Genomic DNA, 19369 nt, shown 5'->3' on the forward strand with positions numbered 1-19369 from the left:
CCTGTGTGCAGATGAAAAATGAGAATCACGTCGGCCTTTTGAAAATTCCAGGCTGCTCGCCACTCAATGAAAACGCTTACACCTCCTATTTTCTTTTGCGGTAAACACGTGTATGTTACGTTTATAACAATATCATGGAATTTACAGCTAAATATCTAAAATATGGTGCTATTTTTGTTTCCAGCGATCGCAGAAATCCTCTCATGCCTACATCCCTTCCCCTGATTCACGCTTTTGCGATTGTTAGAACAGCATTCATGTGATGTAAGCGCTTTCTAAGATGGCGTTATGTGTTTTGGATTTCGACGCGAAACAGGCTGCTCAAATCAATGCCAGCCACTGAGGTGTATAGTGACAAAAGGCCGCTACAGACTTGTAATTGCCGCTCTACTTTTTGCTCTGGGAATGATCAATTATACTGATCGTGCCGCTGTCGGAATTCTAGCACCTCAAATACAGCGCGATCTACACATTACACCCTCACAGCTTGGTTGGGTGTTTAGTGCTTTCTTCTTCAGCTACGCGATATTCTCGTTTCTAGGCGGATACCTGTCTGACAAATTCGGACCAAAACGCACCTTTGGTGTTGCCGTCGTAAGTTGGTCGATTTTCTGCTCGCTGACAGGGGCCGTCGCAACCCTCGCCCCCCTCATCCTCGTACGTCTGTTCTTTGGTGCTTCTGAGGGGCCTATGAATTCCACCACGAACCGAACGGTCACGAACTGGTTTCCTAGAAAGGAAACGGCTCGCGCCCTAGGTTTCACGCTCTCAGGGCAGAATCTCGGAAGTGCGGTGGCTGCGCCACTGGTGATTTCTCTGGGTTATTTCTTTGGTTGGCGCCTGGCATTCGTCGCTCTCGGGGCCATCGGTGTTCTTTGGTGCGTTCTGTGGCTCAGATTTGCATCCGATCGCCCGGCGGAAAGCCGACATGTTACCCCCGAAGAACTGGCGCATATCACGTCTGACCGCTCGGAAGCCGTCCTCCCCAAAGGCAGTGCGCCCCTGAAGAATTATATTTTGCGGAGATCCACTTGGGGTCTGGCTCTGGGGCTGTTTGCCCTTCTTTACCCCCTCTATATTTTTGTCTCGTGGATGCCCAGTTACTTCACAAATGTCATGCACGTCACACCGACGGGCCTTTCCGTTGCAGCTGGCGTTCCATGGGTTGGTGGGTTTCTGGGATATTTTCTTGGTGGATTCATTTCTGACCTATTTTTCAAACGTAGCGAAAATGGTCTGAAAGCGCGCAAAACAACCACAATCGCGCCTCTTCTTCTGGCCACGGTCACACTCTCCGCCATCCCGAGCATTCAGTCTGTTAGTGCAGCAGTGATACTTTTCACCTTATCGCTCTTCGCACTGTCGATGGCGACCCAGTCGCTCTGGGCGATGATCCATGAAGTAACGCCGGTCATCTATATGGGGACCGTCGGCGGCTTCATCCATTTCCTGGCCAACATGTCCGGTGTCGTTGCTCCTGCACTGACCGGCTACGTCATCGAACATGCAGCCAGCGGATATGCATCCGCTTTCTGGATTGCTGCTGGCATCGGAGTTTGTGGGGCGCTGAGCATGCTGCTGCTGGTGCAGAACAAGAGAATTCCATCGCATGAGCACACCTCGTCCACCGCTCCTCTGACGACGGGACATCCATGATGCGAAAGACATTTTTCTCCCGCTCTACCAGAGCCACCCTCTACCTTGTGGCATACTCAGGTGTTGCCGCACTGATGGCCACTCTGCCCGATGCACGAGCGGAAGATGCAGGGCTGGTTGAAAAAGGGCGCTACATCGCGACCGCCGCTGACTGCTTTGCCTGCCATACTTCGCCTGGAGGCAAACCCTTTGCAGGCGGTTATCCGATCACGACACCGGTTGGGACAATCTATTCGACCAATATCACCCCTGCCCCCAAAACAGGCATTGGCAACTACACGAAGGCAGAGTTCTTCGATGCTGTGCGCCGAGGTGTCGGGCACGGCAACAAGCGCCTCTACCCGGCCATGCCCTATACATCCTACGCAGGCGTGACGGATAGCGACATGGAGGCACTTTACGCTTTCTTTAATTCGGCGGTTGCACCTGTCGAACAAGAAAACAAGCCCGATACCGTACGGTTCCCATTCAACATCCGCTCGGGGCTTGTGCTATGGAACTGGCTTTATCTTGATACACGTCCGTTCCAGGCGCAGCCGCGGGAAACGCCACAGATTACGCACGGCCGTTATCTGGTCAATCACCTCGAACATTGTGGCACATGCCACACACCGCGCACCATATTCATGGGACCGGCGAGTAAGCGTTATCTGGCAGGCTCGTCTGTGGGCGCATGGTATGCCCCCAATATCACCACAGACAAGGTCGCCGGCATCGCCGATTGGACGGACGACGATCTCAGGAATTATCTAAAAACCGGCCATGCGCTGAACAAAGGTCAAGCGGCTGGCCCCATGGCGGAAGTCGTCACGAACAGCACCCAGTTTCTTACTTCCAATGACGTTAATGCCATGATTGCCTATCTGCGAGAGGTTCCAGCGGTCGCAAGCGACGAAAAACGTTCACGGACGTCTTACGGCGCTGCAGATCGACCGGAAGACGCGGCACGCGGGCAGGCCAGTCCTGAAGACAGGGGCTGGAAAATTTTCAGCGGCTCCTGCGCATCCTGTCATCAGGCGGAAGGACAGGGCATCAACGCCTACCCCTCCCTGACGCACAACTCCACCACTGGGAGCCCCAATGCACGTAACCTCGTGGCAACCATCCTGACGGGCGTCGAACGGCGGAGCGGTGACAATTCGGTCTTCATGCCTGCCTTCGGATCCGGCGCACTTTGGGTCAATCGTCTTTCGGATCAGGATATCGCGGATCTCAGCAATTTCATTCTGAAGACCTTCGGCAACCCATCGGTCCAGGTCGACGCCAGTTATGTCGCGAAACAACGCGCGGCACTTACGCCATGATTCCATGCTCTTGCCCCCATGTGGAGCACTAAACCATGATCCCACACTCCATCGTTCCCACAGCTCTAAGTCAGGTGTCCAGACGCAGGTTTCTGCTTGGCGGCCTTGCGTTCGGAAGTATGGGTGCTCTTGCATCCCACGGGCTAACCAACACGCCCAAAGCCTCTGACGTAACAGACTTTCTCATACTTTCCGAGTTTCTAACGGGCAGGAAAAACCTGAACTTCACTCTGGCGCGGCGATATTATCTGGGCTTGCGTGATCAATTCCCTGACCTGCCGGACAGAATCACCAATCTGTCCCACGACATTCATGCCTCAGGGACCCAGACCATGGACGATTATCTGAGCCATGGGCCCACACCCGACGCCCGCAGCACCGCAACAACAATCGTCTCCGCATGGTATCTCGGCGTGGTCGGCGAGGATCCGAAAAAGAAGATGATCGCGTATTCCGACGCACTGATGTTCCAGGCTGTCGCAGGAGCTCTGGTCGTTCCCTCTTATGGCGCTGGCCCCCTCGCATGGGGCAGCCGCCCCGAACCCTACATGACGTTCAAGGAAGCGCCCGATGAGCACTGAAAATTTGCATGCAGACGTTGTCATTGTCGGTTCCGGTGTCTGCGGTGCCCTGATTGGTGCCCAACTGGCAAAAGCAGGCAAATCCGTCCTCATTCTCGAGGCCGGGCCGCGGGTAAAGCGTCGCGACATCGTCGAAACCTACCGTGACGCCCCCGTCAAACTGTCTCTGGCAAACATGAAGCTGCAGGGCGCCGGATCACCGTTTCCGAGCCTTCCTCATGCGCCCTCCACCTATGGCGACTATCTGGAGCAGAAAGGACCGGTCAAATACAATACGAGCTATCTCCGCGTCGTCGGCGGTACGACATGGCATTTCGGCTCGGCCCTCTGGCGCCTCCTACCCAGCGAATTCAAGCTTAACTCGCTATATGGTCGCGGTCGAGACTGGCCGATCGGCTATGACGATCTCGAAAAATACTACGGCCTGGCTGAAATGGAGCTTGGCGTCAGCGGGACGGACGATCAAGACGAAAGCGGGGCCGGCGGCAGCCCCTCGCCTGCACGCGCGGCTCCTTACCCGATGAAACAGGTTCCTCTGACTTACATGTTCAGGACGCTGGCCGAAAAGCTGTCCGCGGGGGGATACAATCCCGTCTGGGAACCCCACGGACGGGCAACACGCCCCTATAATCAGAGGCCGGTCTGCGCGGGGAACAACAATTGCAACCCGGTCTGCCCTATTGGTGCCAAATATGATGGTTCTATGCATTGCGACATCGCCGAGAACCGAGGCGCCGTCATCATGCCAAACGCTGTCGTCTATAAACTTGAAGACGATGATACCGGACGCATTCAGGCCTTGTGGTTCAAACGTCCTGACGGTTCAGAACACAAGGTTACGGCCAAGGTTTTCGTTGTGGCCGCACATACGATTGAAACACCCAAGCTCCTTCTAATGTCCAAAACCCGACATTCTCCTAACGGAATTGCAAACAGTTCGGACATGGTCGGGCGAAACCTCATGGATACCACCGGCATCAGCGTTACGATGAAAACGCGCGACCCCGTATGGCCCGGCCAGGGACCGACAGAACTGCTGGTCTTCAATAAGCGCGAAGGCGATTTTCGCCGTAACGCTGCCCAGTACAAGATCAAGGTCCGCAATACGACACCGGTCTCGCAATATGCGGCCACCCTGCTGGAACAGGGCGTTCTCGGCACAGAACTCGACCGACGAATACAGGAGCTTTCCGCTCACACCCTTGCGTGGGCCGTAGACTTTGAAGTCCTCCCCGATCCCGCCAATCGTGTGACACTGAGCAAGACTAAATTCGATGCCCTTGGTCTGCCCGTCCCCTCACTCTATTACGATCTTAATGATTACTGGCACGCAGGCACTGAACTCGCCATGCAGGATCTCAACAGGTTCTCGCAGCTTCTCGATGCGGAAATCACCAAAAAAAACATGAAATTCGAAAATCGCCAGCATCCGTCGGGCACGACAATCATGGGCGACAATCCCAGGGATTCCGTCGTAAACCGCGACTGTCGCGCCCACGATCATCCCAATCTGTATATCGCGGGAACAAGCGTCATGTCCGCAAGCACCTGCATGAACCCAACCCTCACCGCTGCGGCGCTGTCCATACGGATTGCAGAAAGAATACAACGCGAAATCTAGGTTTCGTGGACAAGGTGTATCCATTGGACTGATGAGACGAGATTGACAAAGCCAGGACATAATTCCTTGCCTTTGTCATATCGGGTAGAGATACGTCACCAATTCCTAATTTTATGAAAATTATCTCAACAATATTACACAGCCGATATTTTAACCCATGTCTTTAGTACTTTAATTTGATGGTTTGGATTGGTGATGAATTTTTCTGGCTCTGAAGTCCAGATTTTGTAGACGTATTCGTAAGGAGTGAGGCCGTTCAGGGTCTTGAGTCTTCGCCCGAAGTTATAGGCTGCCATGAAGTCATTGAAGCGTGTCCTTAACTACTCATGACTGTCGTAATGGAAGCGCTTGACGGTTGCTTCCCTGATCGTCCGGTTCATCCGTTCAACCTGGCCATTGCTCTAGGCTCAGGACTCATAGCCAGAAGATGACGGTTGCGGCGAGGCAGACGGCTGAGAAGAAGACGTTCGGGCATCTGTCGTAGCGGGTTGCGACCCGCCGCCAGTCCTTGAGCCTTCCGAACATGATCTCGATGCGATTGCGTCTTTTGTATTTCCGCTTGTCGTATTTGAGGGGTTTTCCGCGAGATTTCCGTCCTGGAATGCAGGGCTTTATCCCTTTCTCTTCCAGGGCGTCTCTGAACCAGTCGGCGTCATACCCGCGATCTCCCAGCATCCATTGTGCTGCAGGAAGACTATCCAGCAGGGCAGCGGCACCGGTATAATCGCTAATCTGCCCCGCCGTCATGAAAAAGCTTAGCGGCCGTCCGTTCTGATCGGTGACCGCATGGAGCTTGGTATTCATACCGCCTTTGGTGCGACCGATCAGGCGGCCTGGATCCCCTTTTTTAACCGCAGGCTCGAAGCCGTGCGATGCGCCTTGAGATACGTCGCATCAATCATAATCGTCTGAGGCTCGACTTTCGCAGCAGACAGGCCATCCATCATCCGCATGAAAATGCCCATGTCGCTCCAACGCTTCCAACGGTTGTACAGCATCTTGTGGGGGCCGTATTCCCGGGGCGCATCACGCCAGCGCATCCCATTGCGGTTCACAAAAATGATCCCGCTCAGCACTCGGCGGTCATCAACACGGGGTCTACCATGGCTCTTTGGGAAAAAGGGCCGCAGACGATCCATCTGTTCATCTGTCAGCCAAAACAGGTCGCTCATTGCCAGTCTCCTCGCAGAGCCTGAATCAGATTTCCACAATCAAATCAATGGGGCCTGATCCTAGCCATTATTTCCAGAAAGCGAGGCACACCGCCGACCCCGCCGGCGCGAGCTTGAGAAAAGCGATGGTCGTGGCAAGCGCGCCCAAGGCCAGGATGGCACAGATTCCAATCAAGGCGCTACGATGCCACTGTATCCTTTCCGCGAGATCGTCGAACACGTCCGCAAACTGATCAGCGACCGCGGCGAAGTCGTCCGAAAGCCGAGTCTTCTGGCGCTCGACCTCATTGGAGATGACCTCCAGCGTTTTCCACTGGTTGATACCCGCGATGACGAGCATGGTGACGAATATCCACGCCCCGAGCAGCACGCCGAGATTGGCCCAGAAGGTCACGTCGCAGCCCGTCACCTTCTTCAGCTGGGACACGACGACGATGGTAGCGACCGGGATGCCGAGGAGCTGCCCTTGGATGTCCACGATGGTCTTGTGGATTTTGCATGCGAAGTCGAGGCGCGCGGTCTCCACGTCATTCCGGATCTTCGAATAGGAGAAGCTGGAGGTGAAGAGGCGATACCCCTTGTCGACCTCGTCGGCGAGGCGCCCCAGATTGCGGATCAGATAGCCCAGTCGGATGTCAGCGCGCATGGTCCCGACCATCTCAATCAGAGTAGTCTGCAGGATCGTTCGTTTCTCGTCGATGTGGAGCTCCTCCGCGAAGAGCCTGATGAGCCGCCCGGCTTTCGCGACGACATCGCCCTGCAGGTCACGGGCGTCGAAACGGATCGGGACGACGACCTTATCCTTCCCGATAAAGATCATCTGGCGCATAGTCTCGTCATACACCGACGCGGTCTCCCTCAATATGCGCAGGACATCTAGGACGGCTCGGTATTTAAGGAGGATACCCGGGACGGGATGATCGCCAGACGCGAATCCGGGATCCTTGACATAATAGCGATCAGGCTCTGCGATGACGGCGCCGGGCGCTCGGAACAGGTCGTCAAAGGAGGAGACGAGCAAACCCATGCTCGCGGCGTTCGGCGGCCCGACGTGAACGCGTAACTCAGAGCCGACCGCCGGCTCGTCGTCGCCATCGACCGTAATCTGGGTCTCGGCATACAGGTCATTATCGTCCATGATGGCGCGCAGATTTGCCGCCATATGCTCGCTGCCGACGGTCAGCACGCCGCCGTCTTCGCCGTCAAACCGCGTGGCGCGGTAGATTTCGACGAGGTCGGCGAACGTAATGTCAGACACTTATCATCCCCTGTTCGCGCATTTGCCTCACCAAGTCTTCGGGCACCTCGAATAGAGTGAGGGAGTTCGCCTTCTGGTCGAAGCGCACGATGCTCTTGTCGACCGCCTCGCGGGAGAAGTCGACCGTCCACATCTTGGTCTTGCCGGTGAGACGCACCAGCGTCTTGATCGCGCTCGCGTTCGGCACGAAGCCCTCGTTTAGTTGGCGGTCGGTATGGGCGAGGAAGGCCGACAGCTTGGCGGGAGCGTTCGGCATGAGTCGGTTCGCCATCGCCTCGAACTCGACAGGCTCCTTGGCCTTGTTCGCCTTGCCAAGGTAATCCATTGCATCTGACAGGAAGGCGGTGGCGGTCTTGTCGTCCATCTTCTCGGCAACGGTGAAGTCCTTCAGCGCTGCGACAAGATGCAGCGTGTCCTTCCGTTCCAGGATCGCCGAATCGCATCCGAGAAAATCTCGGAAGTAGTCGGAGATCGAACCCTTACCCTTCAGGAAGCTCAGATACCGGTCCTGACCGTTGGCCCATGCGGTCAGGTTGATGCGCCCGGCGAAGCGAAAGCCGTCTAGGTCGAGCGTCTCGACATCTTGCATGCCGCGCCGCTTGGTCAGCGCGGTGCTTAGCGTATCGGTGACGATAGTCACCAGAATATAGTCGCTGCCCTCGCGCTGGAAGTGGGCGAAGAAGACGTGCCCGCCTTCCGACGCCGTCTTTTTTCCAGCCTCCCGCGCAAGATTGTCCATCATCCGGCCGGTCAGGCCGAGGAAGTCCTTCTTCGTCGCCGTGACATAGTCGCGGATCTGCCCCTCGGTCGGGGACCCCTCGGCCGTGGTGAAGCGACCGTGGGATTTGGAGGTGCGCCGGTTGTATAGGTCGTAGATGGTCGCAATGACGCGCTCGGCGGTCGGAGTAACCTGAAGAAGCTCCTCCGACCGCCTCACCGAATATGCTGTGTCCTTGCGATCCAGATCATGGATCGCAAGAGCGATTATCTCGTTCAACTGACGTCTCCCCTCGTGCCATCCTACCCAGTTCGCCGAACCTAGCGCCTAGGTCGGCATCCGGAAACCGCAATCTAATCCGCATGTTACTGTGTCGCGAGATTGGCTCAGCGAGTTGATCTGATACCCTAGCGAACGGCTGCTTGTTCCGATGACTCGCTCCGAAGCGGACGGCTCGCAAGGTCTCCGAACGCGGTCTATTGCGGCGCGCCCGACAATGCCGGCTTTCAGGAAACTGCCATCACCACTTCGGTGTCTGCCTTGAAGGCGAAAGCAACCAACGTCTTTTCAATCTGTTAACACCGGCGCAGCCTGCTTAAACCAAGCGCGTTTTATTTTGTTGCCTTCCAGCTCGTATATGCCAATGACATCCAGCGTACCGCGTCCTTCGGGGAAGTTCCGGGTCACGACTTCACGATCTATCACTAATCCGCCCACGCCCACTCGACTGATCAATTTGGCGAACAGATCTGGCTCTTTAAAGCGTTCAACGTGTCGCGTTCTGATGGCCTTCGCGCCTGAAGCAAGCAAAGTATCCGGCCAAGCATAAACATCTGCATCTGGTGCCCAGCATGCCATAAAGGCTTTGATGTCACGTGCATTATAGGCATCCAACTGCCGACGGATAATTTCAGCTTCGCCGCACGATTGCGTATCGATTTCCAATGTTATTAGCCCCCTATTTGCACAGATCGATTACTTTCATCGAATTCTGCTTTCGGGATGAAGTTAACAGACTTAGAATGACCGTAAAGAGAGCGTAAGCAGCAGATCAACCGAGCCGGGAAAAGGCAATGTCTGGATCAATCCCGCCGAAAATCAAACCTACTACAGATACTCCGCAAAAGTGACATAATCACTTCTGCCAAGCACCAAACCGTATCAAGTCTAGGTAAGAGGCCAGACCTTGCGTTTCAGTAAGAAATGGTTATTGACCATGTAAGTTTGGAAAAATTCATAGTGTCCGAATAGGCTTTCCAGCCCCGGTTGATAGCCAGCCATGTGGGTCATTTCGTCGAAAATGTAGGAGAGCCATCTGACAACCGAAAGCGTGTAAAAGCGTCCGTACTTCTGCGCCCATTTCGTCTGTCCAGTGCGTTCGGAAGCAGTCGTCGCGTCCGACATCACGTTGCCGGTCTCATCTGTGAACAGGACAAACATGTAGCAATCGGCCATCGCTCCGAATTGAGCTGCGCGTCTCTTTACAACAGCTTCACCTTTCTTCCCTCGATAATGATTATCGAGAATTGGCTCAACAACCTCGGTCCACCATTTGTTGACGGGCTCATTTGCTGGGTCAAATGAAGGGTTGCCTATCGCCTCGAAGTTGGCGTAGCGGCCCTTGGAGGCATCCGAGAATGCGTCAAGGCAGTTTATGACAGCAGTGCAGATAGGATGGTCAGGGCCGATGTGAGGTATGGTGATACTACGCTTTTCAGCAATAATACCGACCTGCGCTATCAACTCCCTCAATTTGTGGCCATATTTGCGAACGACCGACTGCCCTGGAAGGGCTCCGTTATTCTCCAGTGCGTAATTGGCAACTAATATAAGCTTTGCCAGCCGTTCAATTCCAACCGAAAGTCCGAAGAAGGCAGTATAGTATTCACCGAATCCGCTTCCATAACTCGCACGACTTAATGCGGTTGCACCAGAGCCAAGTATCTGACTGACCAGAGATGCCTCGCGGTGCAACGCTTTCCATTCGGGAATTGTGAAGGGATCAGGACGCGTCATTTTCCAACCATATAACCAATCGCAGTGTTTGACCACGGTCGAGGTACGCGTGGGCGCACATTTAGGACAAAATCCATCGGCCCACTTAATTCTGACTGTATCTAATTCAAGATACTCTGGGACTGTGCCTGAAAATGCCTATGGACGATGACCAGAGCCGTCAGTCTCCTCATCGGTGGTACCGTGTCCATTTTCCCATAGCTAGCTTCCTATAGCGGACAGTCGCAATTCCCCCCTGATCTGCCTGTCCGCTCAGTCATAAGGAGCAGACAGGCGGCAGTCGCCTTCAAGTCAGACATCTAAGTGATGATGGGGATTGCCCGAAAGCCGACGTTTTTAGGTGAAGCGGATGGGGTGGAGGACCGCATCCTGCGCCGCGCGATCAAACTGCGTGTTGGTCATCTATATATCGCGGCGCTGGAAGCGCATCGGCGACGTCGGTTCGCGGCGCAATGTACCAAGGCGGCGAATAGTCGGCCCACTGAATGATGCTGACGCGCCGCAACTGATTGCCGCTCTGGCGAAAAGAGGGCGGCAGTGGCATCAAGCCTCTGTCGTGATGAGTACGTGGCTGCTAATTTCCCGGTCCAGCGAAGGGGAGTAGGCTAGCGTAATGGAATCCAATATCGGAGCACTTGAAAAACGCCTGTGGACGGCGGCGGACCAGCTGCGCGCCAACAGTGATTTTGCCAGTAACGAGTATTTCTTGCCCGTCATGGGCCTGATCTTCCTGCGCCACGCCTACAGCCGCTATCTGGCCGTGAAGCCGGAGATCGAGGCGGGCTTGCCGAGGCGCGGCGGTGTAACCCGGCCGCTGACCAAGGAAGACTTCACCAGTCGAGGCGCGATCTTCTTGCAACCCGAAGCGCAGTTCGATCATCTTGCCAGTCTGCCGGACGGTGCGGATCGCGCAAAGGCGATCATTGCTGCTATGGAGGCGGTAGAAGGTGACTATGCCGCGCTGGCGGGCGTGCTGCCTAAAAACGAATATCAGCAACTGGAAAACGACGTTCTGGGCGATGTGCTGCGCATCTTCAACGATCCGGCGCTTCAGAATGCAAAGGGCGATGTGTTCGGGCGGATCTACGAATATTTCCTGACGCAGTTTGCCGATCAGAGCGCGCATGACGGCGGCGAGTTCTTCACGCCCCCATCCATCGTGCAGATGATCGTCAATGCGATCGAGCCGGATCATGGCAGCGTGCTGGACCCCGCCTGCGGTTCGGGCGGCATGTTCGTCCAGAGCGCTCACTTCATCGAGAAGATGCAGCAAGACCCGACCAAGGTCGCCACCTTTTACGGTCAGGAAAAGAACGCAACGACCATCCGGCTCGCCAAGATGAACCTCGCCGTCCACGGGCTGGAGGGGCGGATTGAACCCGGCATCACCTATTATACCGACGCGCATGAACTGGTGGGTAAGGCCGATTTTGTGATGGCCAATCCCCCGTTCAATGTGGACGAGGTGGACGCGGAGAAGATCAAGAAAGACCCCCGTCTGCCTTTCGGCCTGCCCAGCGTGAACAAGAGCAAGAAGGTTTCCAACGGCAATTATCTGTGGATCAGCTATTTCTACAGCTACTTATCGGATGCGGGCCGCGCTGGCTTCGTCATGTCGAGTCAAGCGTCGAGCGCGGGCGGGGAGGAAGCCAAGGTTCGGCAGAAGCTGATCGAGACCGGCCACGTCGATGCCATGATCGCGATCCGGGGCAATTTCTTTTACACCCGCACCGTCCCCTGCGAATTGTGGATGTTCGACAAGGCGAAGGCGGCGGAGCATGCCGACAAGGTGCTGATGCTCGATGCACGGCAGGTGTTCCGCAAGGTGACGCGCAAGGTTTTCGACTTCTCCCCCGAACAGTCGCAGAATCTGACGGCGATCTTTTGGCTCTATCGTGGGCAGGAGGAGCGGTTCCGGGAACTGGTCGCTGCTTACCTGGACCGGGCGATGGCAGAGGCGCTGGCGGGCGACGCAGCGATGGAGCCGTTTTTGGATGCGCTAGACGGACTGATCGAGACGCTGGACGAAAGCGCGCCCGACGAATTGACCAACGCCCGCGCGGTTTTTCAGGCGGATTGGGACGCCTATGTCGCAGCGACCAAATCACTGGGCGACGAATGGGCCGATGGCACGGTTGCCATTGCCGAACTGCACAACAGTCATGACGATCTGGAATCACTGGCGGAAACCAGCCGTGATCTGGTGAAGCAGATCGACCAGTTGTTCAAGCTGGCGGAGAAGGCGCATCGCGATACAGGCGGGAAGCGGGGTAAGGCCAAATTAATCAAGGCGCTGGAGGAGGCGCGGGTCTATGCCGTCGATCAGTTGAAACTGGTGCGCTATTTCCACCGGCAGGCGCACTGGCTGCTGAGCCGCTTTCCCGATGCAAGGTTGGTTGCGGTGCCGGGATTGGTCAAGCTGGTAGATCGGACGGAGCTGGCGGCAAACGACTGGTCGCTGACACCAGGCCGCTATGTCGGCGTGGCCCCGGAAAAAGAGGATGAGGATTTCGATTTTGAAGGCGTGATGCGCGATATTCACATCGAGCTTGCCGGGTTGAATGAGGAAGCAGCGGCGCTGGCGGCGCAGATTCAGGCGAATTTTGCGGGGCTGGGCTTGTGAGGTGGCCGAAAGTTTCCATCGGCTCAGTGGCGGAAATCCTGCCCGGGTTTGCCTTTAAGAGTACCGAATTGGGCGACCATGGCACCGCCGTCCTAAAAATCGGCAACATTATTGATGATGGGACTGTCGATATCCAAGGGGTGCAACGACTTCCGAGGCAGCATCACTTGGAGCGCCACTCAAAATTTGAACTCCGGAACGGCGACGTTATCATCGCGATGACGGGAGCCACCGCTGGGAAAGCAGGTCGTATTCGCGCTAATGACGGCGAAGTATTCTTGTTAAACCAGCGAGTTGCAAAGTTTTGTCCGCGATCAGTGAATCCTGATTATCTATGGTTTGTAGTCTCCACAGACGCTTACCGGAACCTTTTCTACGGACTAGGTGGTGGAGCCGCGCAGCCAAATATGAGTGGCCCTCAGATTGCGTCGGTCGAAATACCGCTACCACCTGATGACGTGCAAGAACGCATCGCCGCTATCCTCTCTGCCTATGATGATCTGATCGAGAATAACCGGCGGCGTATTGCCTTGTTGGAGGAGGCCGCACGACAGCTTTACAAGGAATGGTTCGTCCGCTTCCGCTTCCCCGGCCATGAACATGTCAAAATCATCGACGGCGTGCCGGAGGGGTGGGAGTCGACGAGACTGGGTAACATCGTCTCGACGAATAGCCGATCATACTCGACAAAGAGTTTACCGGAGCATTTGCGTTACATCGACATATCGGCAGTGAACAAAGGCGAAATCACGCTCAACTCCCCAATTTCATCTGAGGAAGCGCCTGGGCGGGCGAGGCGGATAGCTAGGCATGGCGATGTGATTTGGTCCAACGTGCGGCCGAACCTCCGCGCATATGCACTGGTGATGAATCCTGATGAAATCGACGTTTTTTCGACGGGTTTTACCGTGCTAAGCAGCGCAGTTTTGCCATTTTCGTTTTTGTATCTACATACGACAACAGATGCGTTCGTGAATTATTTGGTGAATCATACGACTGGTGCGAGCTACCCTGCCGTACGACCAGACGATTTCGAAAGAGCAGATATGATTATGCCGCCAGAAAACCTGCTTACCGCTTTCCACGAACTGTGCGAACCAAACTTCGAAATGATGGCTGTCCTCAGGCAGCAAGCTGACCAACTCGCCAAAGCCCGCGATCTACTTCTTCCCAAACTCATGAGCGGAGCCATAGCTGTATGAAGCCGTTGAACGAAGACACGCTGGTTCAGGCGACTATGGCCGACTATCTAGCCGACGCGTTAGGCTGGGACAGCGTGTATGCGTTCAACACCGAAATATTGGGTGCAGAAGGAACGCTGGGGCGGGCATCCGAACAAGATGTCATCCTCACCCGCCATTTGGGCGAGGCGTTGATCCGGCTGAATCCCGGCCTGCCGGATTCCGCCTATGCCGACGCGCTGCGCCAGATTACCGATGCGCCGCTTGGGTCGAGCCTGATGGCGATTAACCGGGACGCCTATGCGCTGGTCAAGGATGGTGTGCAGGCCAGCTTCCGCAATGCGAAGGGCGAACTGGTCAAACAGCGGCTGCGGCTGATCGATTTTGACACGCCTGAGAACAACCATTTCCTGTGCGTACGGGAATTGTGGATCAAGGGTGACCTGTATCGCCGCCGCGCCGACATTATCGGTTTCGTCAACGGCCTGCCGTTGCTGTTTGTCGAATGCAAGGCAGTCCACAAAGACATCCGCCACGCCTATGAGCAAAACCTGTCCGACTATAAGGACACGATTCCTCACCTGTTCCACCACAACGCCTTCATCATCCTGACCAACGGTCATGAGGCTAAGATTGGCTCGCTCTCCAGCCGTTATGAGCATTTCAACGACTGGAAGCGGCTGGAAGAGGATGAGCCGGGCGTTGTCGATCTGGAGACGATGCTGAAGGGCGTCTGCGCCAAAGCCAATTTCATCGACATCCTGGAAAATTTCATCCTGTTCGATGACGGTGGCGAACGGCTGGTCAAGATCGTGGCGCGTAATCACCAGTTTTTGGGCGTCAACCGCGCCATCGCAGCGGTAAAGGATCGCAAGGCGCGGAGTGGCAAGCTGGGGGTGTTCTGGCACACCCAGGGATCAGGCAAGAGCTATTCTATCGCCTTCCTGACGCAGAAGGTCCATCGGAAGATCGGGGCGAACTTCACCTTTGTGGTGTGCACCGACCGCATCGACCTAGACAGCCAGATTTACGGTACTTTTGCCGGGTGCGGCCTCGTCAACAACGACAAGGCGCAGGTGCGGGCCGGGACCGGCGCGGAGCTGAAATCGCTGTTGGCGGTGCAGAAGCCCTATGTCTTCACGCTAATCCACCGCTTCAATCAGGATGTAAATCCCAACAATCCCTATTCGGATCGCGACGACATCATTGTCATCACCGACGAAGCGCACCGGACGCAGAATGGCCTGCTGTCGCTCAACATGCGCAACGCCTTACCAAATGCCAGCTTTCTGGGCTTCACCGGTACGCCGTTGATGACAGGTGATGAGACGACGAAGCAGACGTTCGGCGACTATATTTCCACCTATGATTTTCAGCGCGCGGTAGAGGATAATGCCACCGTGCCGCTTTATTATGACGCACGCGGGGACAAACTGGGCGTCGCCACCAACGACCTGAACGAGAGGATCGCAGCCAAGCTGGAAGAGCTGGAACTTGACGATCCCAATGTGACCGAACGGCTCGAAAATGAGCTGAAACGCGAATATCACATCATCACCGCCGAGACCCGGCTGGACACCGTCGCGGCGGATTTCGTGGAGCATTACACGACCGCCTGGGAAAGCGGCAAAGCCATGCTGGTCTGCATCGACAAAGTGACGTGCGTCCGCATGCACGCGCTGATCGCAAAGCATTGGGATTTGCGGGTCGCCAGCCTTGAACAGGCACTGGCGAAAGCCACCGACGAACAGGATCTGGCTGACCGGCAGCGCCAGCTTGCATGGATCAAGTCTACTAGGGCGGCCGTCGTGGTTTCAGAGGAACAGGGCGAAGTCGACAAATTCCGAAAATGGAATTTGGACATCGTGCCGCACCGGGCGCTGATCAAGAATGGCTTTGAAACGGACGACGGCAAGCGTATCGATCTGGAATCGGCCTTCAAGAAACAGGACCATCCATTCCGCATCGCCATCGTCTGCGCCATGTGGCTGACTGGTTTCGATGTGCCGAGCCTTTCAACCCTGTATCTGGACAAGCCGCTGAAGGCGCACACGCTGATGCAGGCCATAGCGCGAGCCAACCGGGTAAGTGCAGGAAAGAACAACGGCCTGATTGTCGATTATTGCGGGATATTGAAGAACCTCCGCAAGGCGCTGGCCACCTATGCCGGGACGCCTGGGGGTGGGCTGGGCAATCCGGGCGATCCGCCGCCGGAAATCGACCCGGTCCGACCACCCGAAGAACTGCTGGCTGATTTGGAGGAGGCGATCGAAGCGGCGGAAGGCTTCCTGTCCGCACGTGAATTCCGGTTGCTCGACATATTGGAGAAGGTCGGATTTGATCTGAATAAGGCCATTATCGACGCCAAGGAAGCTGTCAACGAAAACGACGAAAGCCGCAAACGCTTCCAGATCATGGCGCGCGAGGTATTCAAGAAATTCAAGGCATGCGTCAACTTCCGCGCTGTAAATGCCTACCGCCAGCGGTTTGCAGCGATTAAAGTCATCTACAACAGCCTGGACGAGGATGTGAAGAAGGCCGACATTTCCGACATCATGCGCGAACTGCATGCTGTGGTGAATGCGAGCATCGAAACACAGGTTGATCCCACCGACCAAGATGATCGGCTGTATGACATTAGCCGGATCGATTTCGAGAAGCTGAAGAAAGAATTTGAACGCAGCCCCCGCAAAAATACGACCGTGCAAAGTCTGAAGGATGCCATCCAGAAAAAGCTGGAAATGATGCTGCGCCAAAATCCACTACGCACCGATTTCCAAAAACATTATGAGCAACTTGTCTCGGATTATAACAGCGAGAAGGATGCCGTGAACATCGAGCGGACCTTCGCCGCCCTGCTGGTGCTGGCGGAAGAACTGGATGGCGAACAGCGCCGTGCAGTGCGCGAGGGATTGGACGAAGAAACCTTGGCCCTGTTCGATTTGCTGATGAAACCTGACTTGGAAAAGAGCGATATTGCCAAGCTGAAAAAGGTCGCAGTCGGGCTATATGAAGTTCTGAAACAGCAATTGGATGCCGTGCAGGATTTTGCTGGAAAGCAGGCGACGCGCGATGCGGTTCGCGTAGCGATAACGAACTTCCTCTACGATGATCGAACCGGTCTTCCCCAAAGCTATGAGCTGAACGAAGTGGACTTGAAGGCGCAAGCGGTCTTTGCCCACCTGCTGACCAGGCGTAGTCTGGATCTTCATGCCGTGTGATGCTTCGACGTTGGAGGTAATCTGAAGGGGCACGCGAGCTCTGTCTGAATGGATCGACCGGTTCCAGTGAGAGCTGACATTCGCCGCCCCTTATCGGAACGGCTTATATTGGTCGGTAGGCGCCATGAACATGGGCGCAGGCGACGTCCGCTTTCGGTTATCACTTGCCGATAACCGACATTCCGCTTTCCCCCCATCTGCCTGTCCGCTCAGTGATACAGGAGCAGATAGGCGGCAGTCGCCTACACACGCGGCAGGCGTATATCAACTGATTCCGCAGGGTATGCTGCTATGATATCAGTCTATTGAGATAAACGTCCGGTCTCGGCATGGTGGCCTGTTCCGCCGGTCTCCATACATTAACGATAGATGTGGGCAAGATAGGGAGCGCGACCGTGAAGGCGCTCCTGAACACGGTATTGTAACGCCCCGCAATGACGACACGGCTGGCATGATGAGCGGCAATCACGGCAGGGTCGTGAATCATAAGATCGCAAAGAGCGATACGGCTCCTCTGATCGGTGAGTTGCCAAGCCCTTTCGGCAAATCGCAACCCGGTTTCCCCGAAGGCGTCCCTAACGAAATCTCGCGCCAAGGAAGGATCGCCTCGTTGGAACACCGTATAGAGGCAGTCCTTGCCGTCGATCGCCACATTCTCGATCGGTGCCTCGAACTCGATGAGCAAAGGCGAATCATCGGAAGCAGTATGATTATGTTGCCAAGCATAATAAGCGGCACCTTCCTCACTGCCACACGCACAAACGGCTGGCGTCGCCAACGCATCTTTTGGTCGTGTATCATCCAATCCGAGATCGCTCTTTTCCGCTAGTTGTGGATCTGGTCGCCAGTGCTCAGTCCGCCACCGCCACGCATTACTAACAAGTCCTTCACTTCGGATCTTATCGACAATGCCATCCGCGTGGTCTGACGGCACAGCCAATCCTCTGAAAAACCGTATAATCTTCCTTTGATCCTTTAAGGCCTTAATCCCGCACAATATCGGAATATTCTACATTATAAAATATAGAACATTAGATTAATATTTGTCAGATTTAATTTTTTATTACCACATCGGTGTCTATTGAGAGAATATGGTATCCGTAAAACATAAAAAAAGAAATAAAAATTCCTACGATGCGTCGATATCTATGAGCGCAATTACTGTAAATGACTTCTTTCGGTTATTATGTCCCAATAGCGGACATTCTTCTTACCCCCCCCAATAGCTGACAACTTGGGGGGGGGTAAGATTTGCTTCTACGGCGGCCGCCAGCATGCTGCTCTCCACCGTAAAGCGGAACCCGCGAACTTACTGTGCCTCAAAGGGGCTTCACCTGTGATGCCATCGGGGCTTGTTTCGATCTCGCGATGGAAAATCAGGGGGTGCTATCCAAAGCCGGGCCTGAGCAGTGCGATGCTGTGTCCAACCAAGATCCCTCAAAGCGCGAGCAACATCGCGTTGCTCATCGGATCGGATCGGCTTTTTATAAAAGAGAACGTGTTCTGCAATCACATTGAGTGGCAGACCTGTCTTCCGGTATTCGTCATAAACTTGAATCATCCGGCCTGATGTCAGCTGCGGAAGAAGGTCATCCAGTGTCAATGCATCAGACCAGAAGGATGTCCGGGCGAACAGCAATTCCATGAGTGCATCTGTCTGTGCCCAAAAGTGCGGGCCCCTAGTTATCGAATGGGGCTGTCGCAGTGTCAGCCTCTCTATGATTTCATCTATTTTTCTGTCCGAGAAATTTGGGCTTTCAAAATAAACGCGGGACCACCTTGCGCCAATATCACGCGGCAAAGAGCGCTCGATGGCTTTGGAAATGTCCAACAGTGACCAACTGGCCTGCGGGTGATCAGGATCTGTATAAGTTCCATCCGTGGGGCCTCTAAAGACATTCGTGAGAAGCCAGTAGAAAAAATCCTGGGCAACATTTTTGACTTCAAGAGAGCTCCAGGGAGCTTCCCAAGAAAATTCTGTTTCAACGACATCAAACATCGGGGCGACTTTCAGCATT

Annotated in this window: 15 protein-coding genes and 1 pseudogene; 8 read left to right on the plus strand and 8 right to left on the minus strand. The window is 55.0% G+C overall.

Annotation, left to right across the window (positions count from 1 at the left end; all coding sequences use genetic code 11):
* Positions 1-351: 351 nt before the first annotated feature.
* The 4 genes from IGS75_RS00795 to IGS75_RS00810 are packed head-to-tail and all read left to right on the plus strand — an operon-like array spanning position 352 to position 5162.
* Positions 352-1656, plus strand: coding sequence for an MFS transporter (locus IGS75_RS00795; protein WP_141353042.1), 1305 nt, complete (start codon positions 352-354; stop codon positions 1654-1656).
* Positions 1653-2960, plus strand: coding sequence for a cytochrome c (locus IGS75_RS00800; RefSeq protein ID WP_202257272.1), 1308 nt, complete (start codon positions 1653-1655; stop codon positions 2958-2960). Before IGS75_RS00795 ends, IGS75_RS00800 begins: the two co-directional genes overlap by 4 nt.
* A gap of 35 nt (positions 2961-2995) precedes the next feature.
* Entirely contained in the window at positions 2996-3541 is a 546-nt protein-coding gene (locus tag IGS75_RS00805; RefSeq protein WP_202257274.1) for a sugar dehydrogenase complex small subunit, read from the plus strand.
* Positions 3531-5162 (plus strand): GMC family oxidoreductase, encoded by a 1632-nt coding sequence (locus IGS75_RS00810; RefSeq protein WP_141353048.1) that lies wholly within the window; start codon positions 3531-3533, stop codon positions 5160-5162. The genes IGS75_RS00805 and IGS75_RS00810 overlap by 11 nt, the downstream gene beginning before the upstream one ends.
* 134 nt (positions 5163-5296) lie before the next feature.
* Here the strand turns inward: IGS75_RS00810 and IGS75_RS00815 are convergent.
* From IGS75_RS00815 to IGS75_RS00840, 6 genes and pseudogenes are all read right to left on the minus strand, one after another.
* Positions 5297-5563, minus strand: a pseudogene (locus IGS75_RS00815) (IS481 family transposase); the annotation flags it as partial.
* 13 nt (positions 5564-5576) lie between these two features.
* A protein-coding gene (locus IGS75_RS00820; RefSeq protein WP_202257276.1) for an IS5 family transposase occupies positions 5577-6334 on the minus strand; the annotation gives its coding sequence in 2 pieces (ribosomal slippage) (positions 5577-6013 and positions 6013-6334; 759 coding nt in all).
* Between the two features lie 67 nt (positions 6335-6401).
* Positions 6402-7592 carry a hypothetical protein gene (locus IGS75_RS00825; RefSeq protein WP_202257277.1) on the minus strand — a complete coding sequence of 397 codons (1191 nt, stop codon included), beginning with the start codon at positions 7590-7592 and terminating at the stop codon, positions 6402-6404.
* Entirely contained in the window at positions 7585-8589 is a 1005-nt protein-coding gene (locus tag IGS75_RS00830) for a nucleoid-associated protein (protein ID WP_202257279.1), read from the minus strand. The genes IGS75_RS00825 and IGS75_RS00830 overlap by 8 nt, the downstream gene beginning before the upstream one ends.
* A gap of 288 nt (positions 8590-8877) precedes the next feature.
* Positions 8878-9255: a nuclear transport factor 2 family protein gene (locus IGS75_RS00835; RefSeq protein WP_202257281.1), complete on the minus strand. Its 378-nt coding sequence runs from the start codon at positions 9253-9255 to the stop codon at positions 8878-8880.
* Between the two features lie 222 nt (positions 9256-9477).
* Positions 9478-10326, minus strand: a complete 849-nt coding sequence (locus tag IGS75_RS00840; RefSeq protein WP_202257283.1) for a hypothetical protein — start codon at positions 10324-10326, stop codon at positions 9478-9480.
* 306 nt (positions 10327-10632) lie between these two features.
* On the opposite strand from IGS75_RS00840, the gene IGS75_RS00845 reads away from it, so the two are divergent.
* The 4 genes from IGS75_RS00845 to IGS75_RS00860 all read left to right on the plus strand — a co-directional run bounded on the left by IGS75_RS00845 (position 10633) and on the right by IGS75_RS00860 (position 17351).
* Positions 10633-10815: a hypothetical protein gene (locus IGS75_RS00845; protein ID WP_202257285.1), complete on the plus strand. Its 183-nt coding sequence runs from the start codon at positions 10633-10635 to the stop codon at positions 10813-10815.
* A 124-nt stretch (positions 10816-10939) separates the two neighbouring features.
* On the plus strand, positions 10940-12949 hold the full coding sequence (locus IGS75_RS00850) for a class I SAM-dependent DNA methyltransferase (RefSeq protein WP_202257287.1): 2010 nt from the start codon (positions 10940-10942) through the stop codon (positions 12947-12949).
* On the plus strand, positions 12946-14151 hold the full coding sequence (locus IGS75_RS00855) for a restriction endonuclease subunit S (protein WP_272929770.1): 1206 nt from the start codon (positions 12946-12948) through the stop codon (positions 14149-14151). The genes IGS75_RS00850 and IGS75_RS00855 overlap by 4 nt, the downstream gene beginning before the upstream one ends.
* Positions 14148-17351, plus strand: coding sequence for a type I restriction endonuclease subunit R (locus IGS75_RS00860; RefSeq protein WP_202257291.1), 3204 nt, complete (start codon positions 14148-14150; stop codon positions 17349-17351). Before IGS75_RS00855 ends, IGS75_RS00860 begins: the two co-directional genes overlap by 4 nt.
* 289 nt (positions 17352-17640) lie before the next feature.
* Here IGS75_RS00860 and IGS75_RS00865 read toward each other — a convergent pair whose 3' ends face one another.
* Together IGS75_RS00865 and IGS75_RS00870 are read right to left on the minus strand one after the other, a co-directional pair.
* Entirely contained in the window at positions 17641-18156 is a 516-nt protein-coding gene (locus IGS75_RS00865) for a hypothetical protein (RefSeq protein ID WP_202257293.1), read from the minus strand.
* A gap of 525 nt (positions 18157-18681) precedes the next feature.
* Positions 18682-19350, minus strand: coding sequence for a hypothetical protein (locus IGS75_RS00870; RefSeq protein ID WP_237468912.1), 669 nt, complete (start codon positions 19348-19350; stop codon positions 18682-18684).
* Positions 19351-19369: the final 19 nt, after the last annotated feature.

It is taken from the genome of Gluconobacter sphaericus (genome assembly GCF_016757795.1).
In the GTDB taxonomy this organism is placed as follows: Bacteria; Pseudomonadota; Alphaproteobacteria; order Acetobacterales; family Acetobacteraceae; genus Gluconobacter; species Gluconobacter sphaericus.

Excerpts from the sequence above, each read along its gene's own strand:
- IGS75_RS00860 (WP_202257291.1), top strand. The coding sequence starts at position 14,148 with ATGAAGCCGTTGAACGAAGACACGCTGGTTCAGGCGACTATGGCCGAC.
- IGS75_RS00810 (WP_141353048.1), top strand. The coding sequence starts at position 3,531 with ATGAGCACTGAAAATTTGCATGCAGACGTTGTCATTGTCGGTTCCGGT.
- IGS75_RS00870 (WP_237468912.1), bottom strand. The coding sequence starts at position 19,350 with ATGTTTGATGTCGTTGAAACAGAATTTTCTTGGGAAGCTCCCTGGAGC.
- IGS75_RS00805 (WP_202257274.1), top strand. The coding sequence starts at position 2,996 with ATGATCCCACACTCCATCGTTCCCACAGCTCTAAGTCAGGTGTCCAGA.
- IGS75_RS00800 (WP_202257272.1), top strand. The coding sequence starts at position 1,653 with ATGATGCGAAAGACATTTTTCTCCCGCTCTACCAGAGCCACCCTCTAC.
- IGS75_RS00840 (WP_202257283.1), bottom strand. The coding sequence starts at position 10,326 with ATGACGCGTCCTGATCCCTTCACAATTCCCGAATGGAAAGCGTTGCAC.
- IGS75_RS00845 (WP_202257285.1), top strand. The coding sequence starts at position 10,633 with ATGATGGGGATTGCCCGAAAGCCGACGTTTTTAGGTGAAGCGGATGGG.
- IGS75_RS00850 (WP_202257287.1), top strand. The coding sequence starts at position 10,940 with ATGGAATCCAATATCGGAGCACTTGAAAAACGCCTGTGGACGGCGGCG.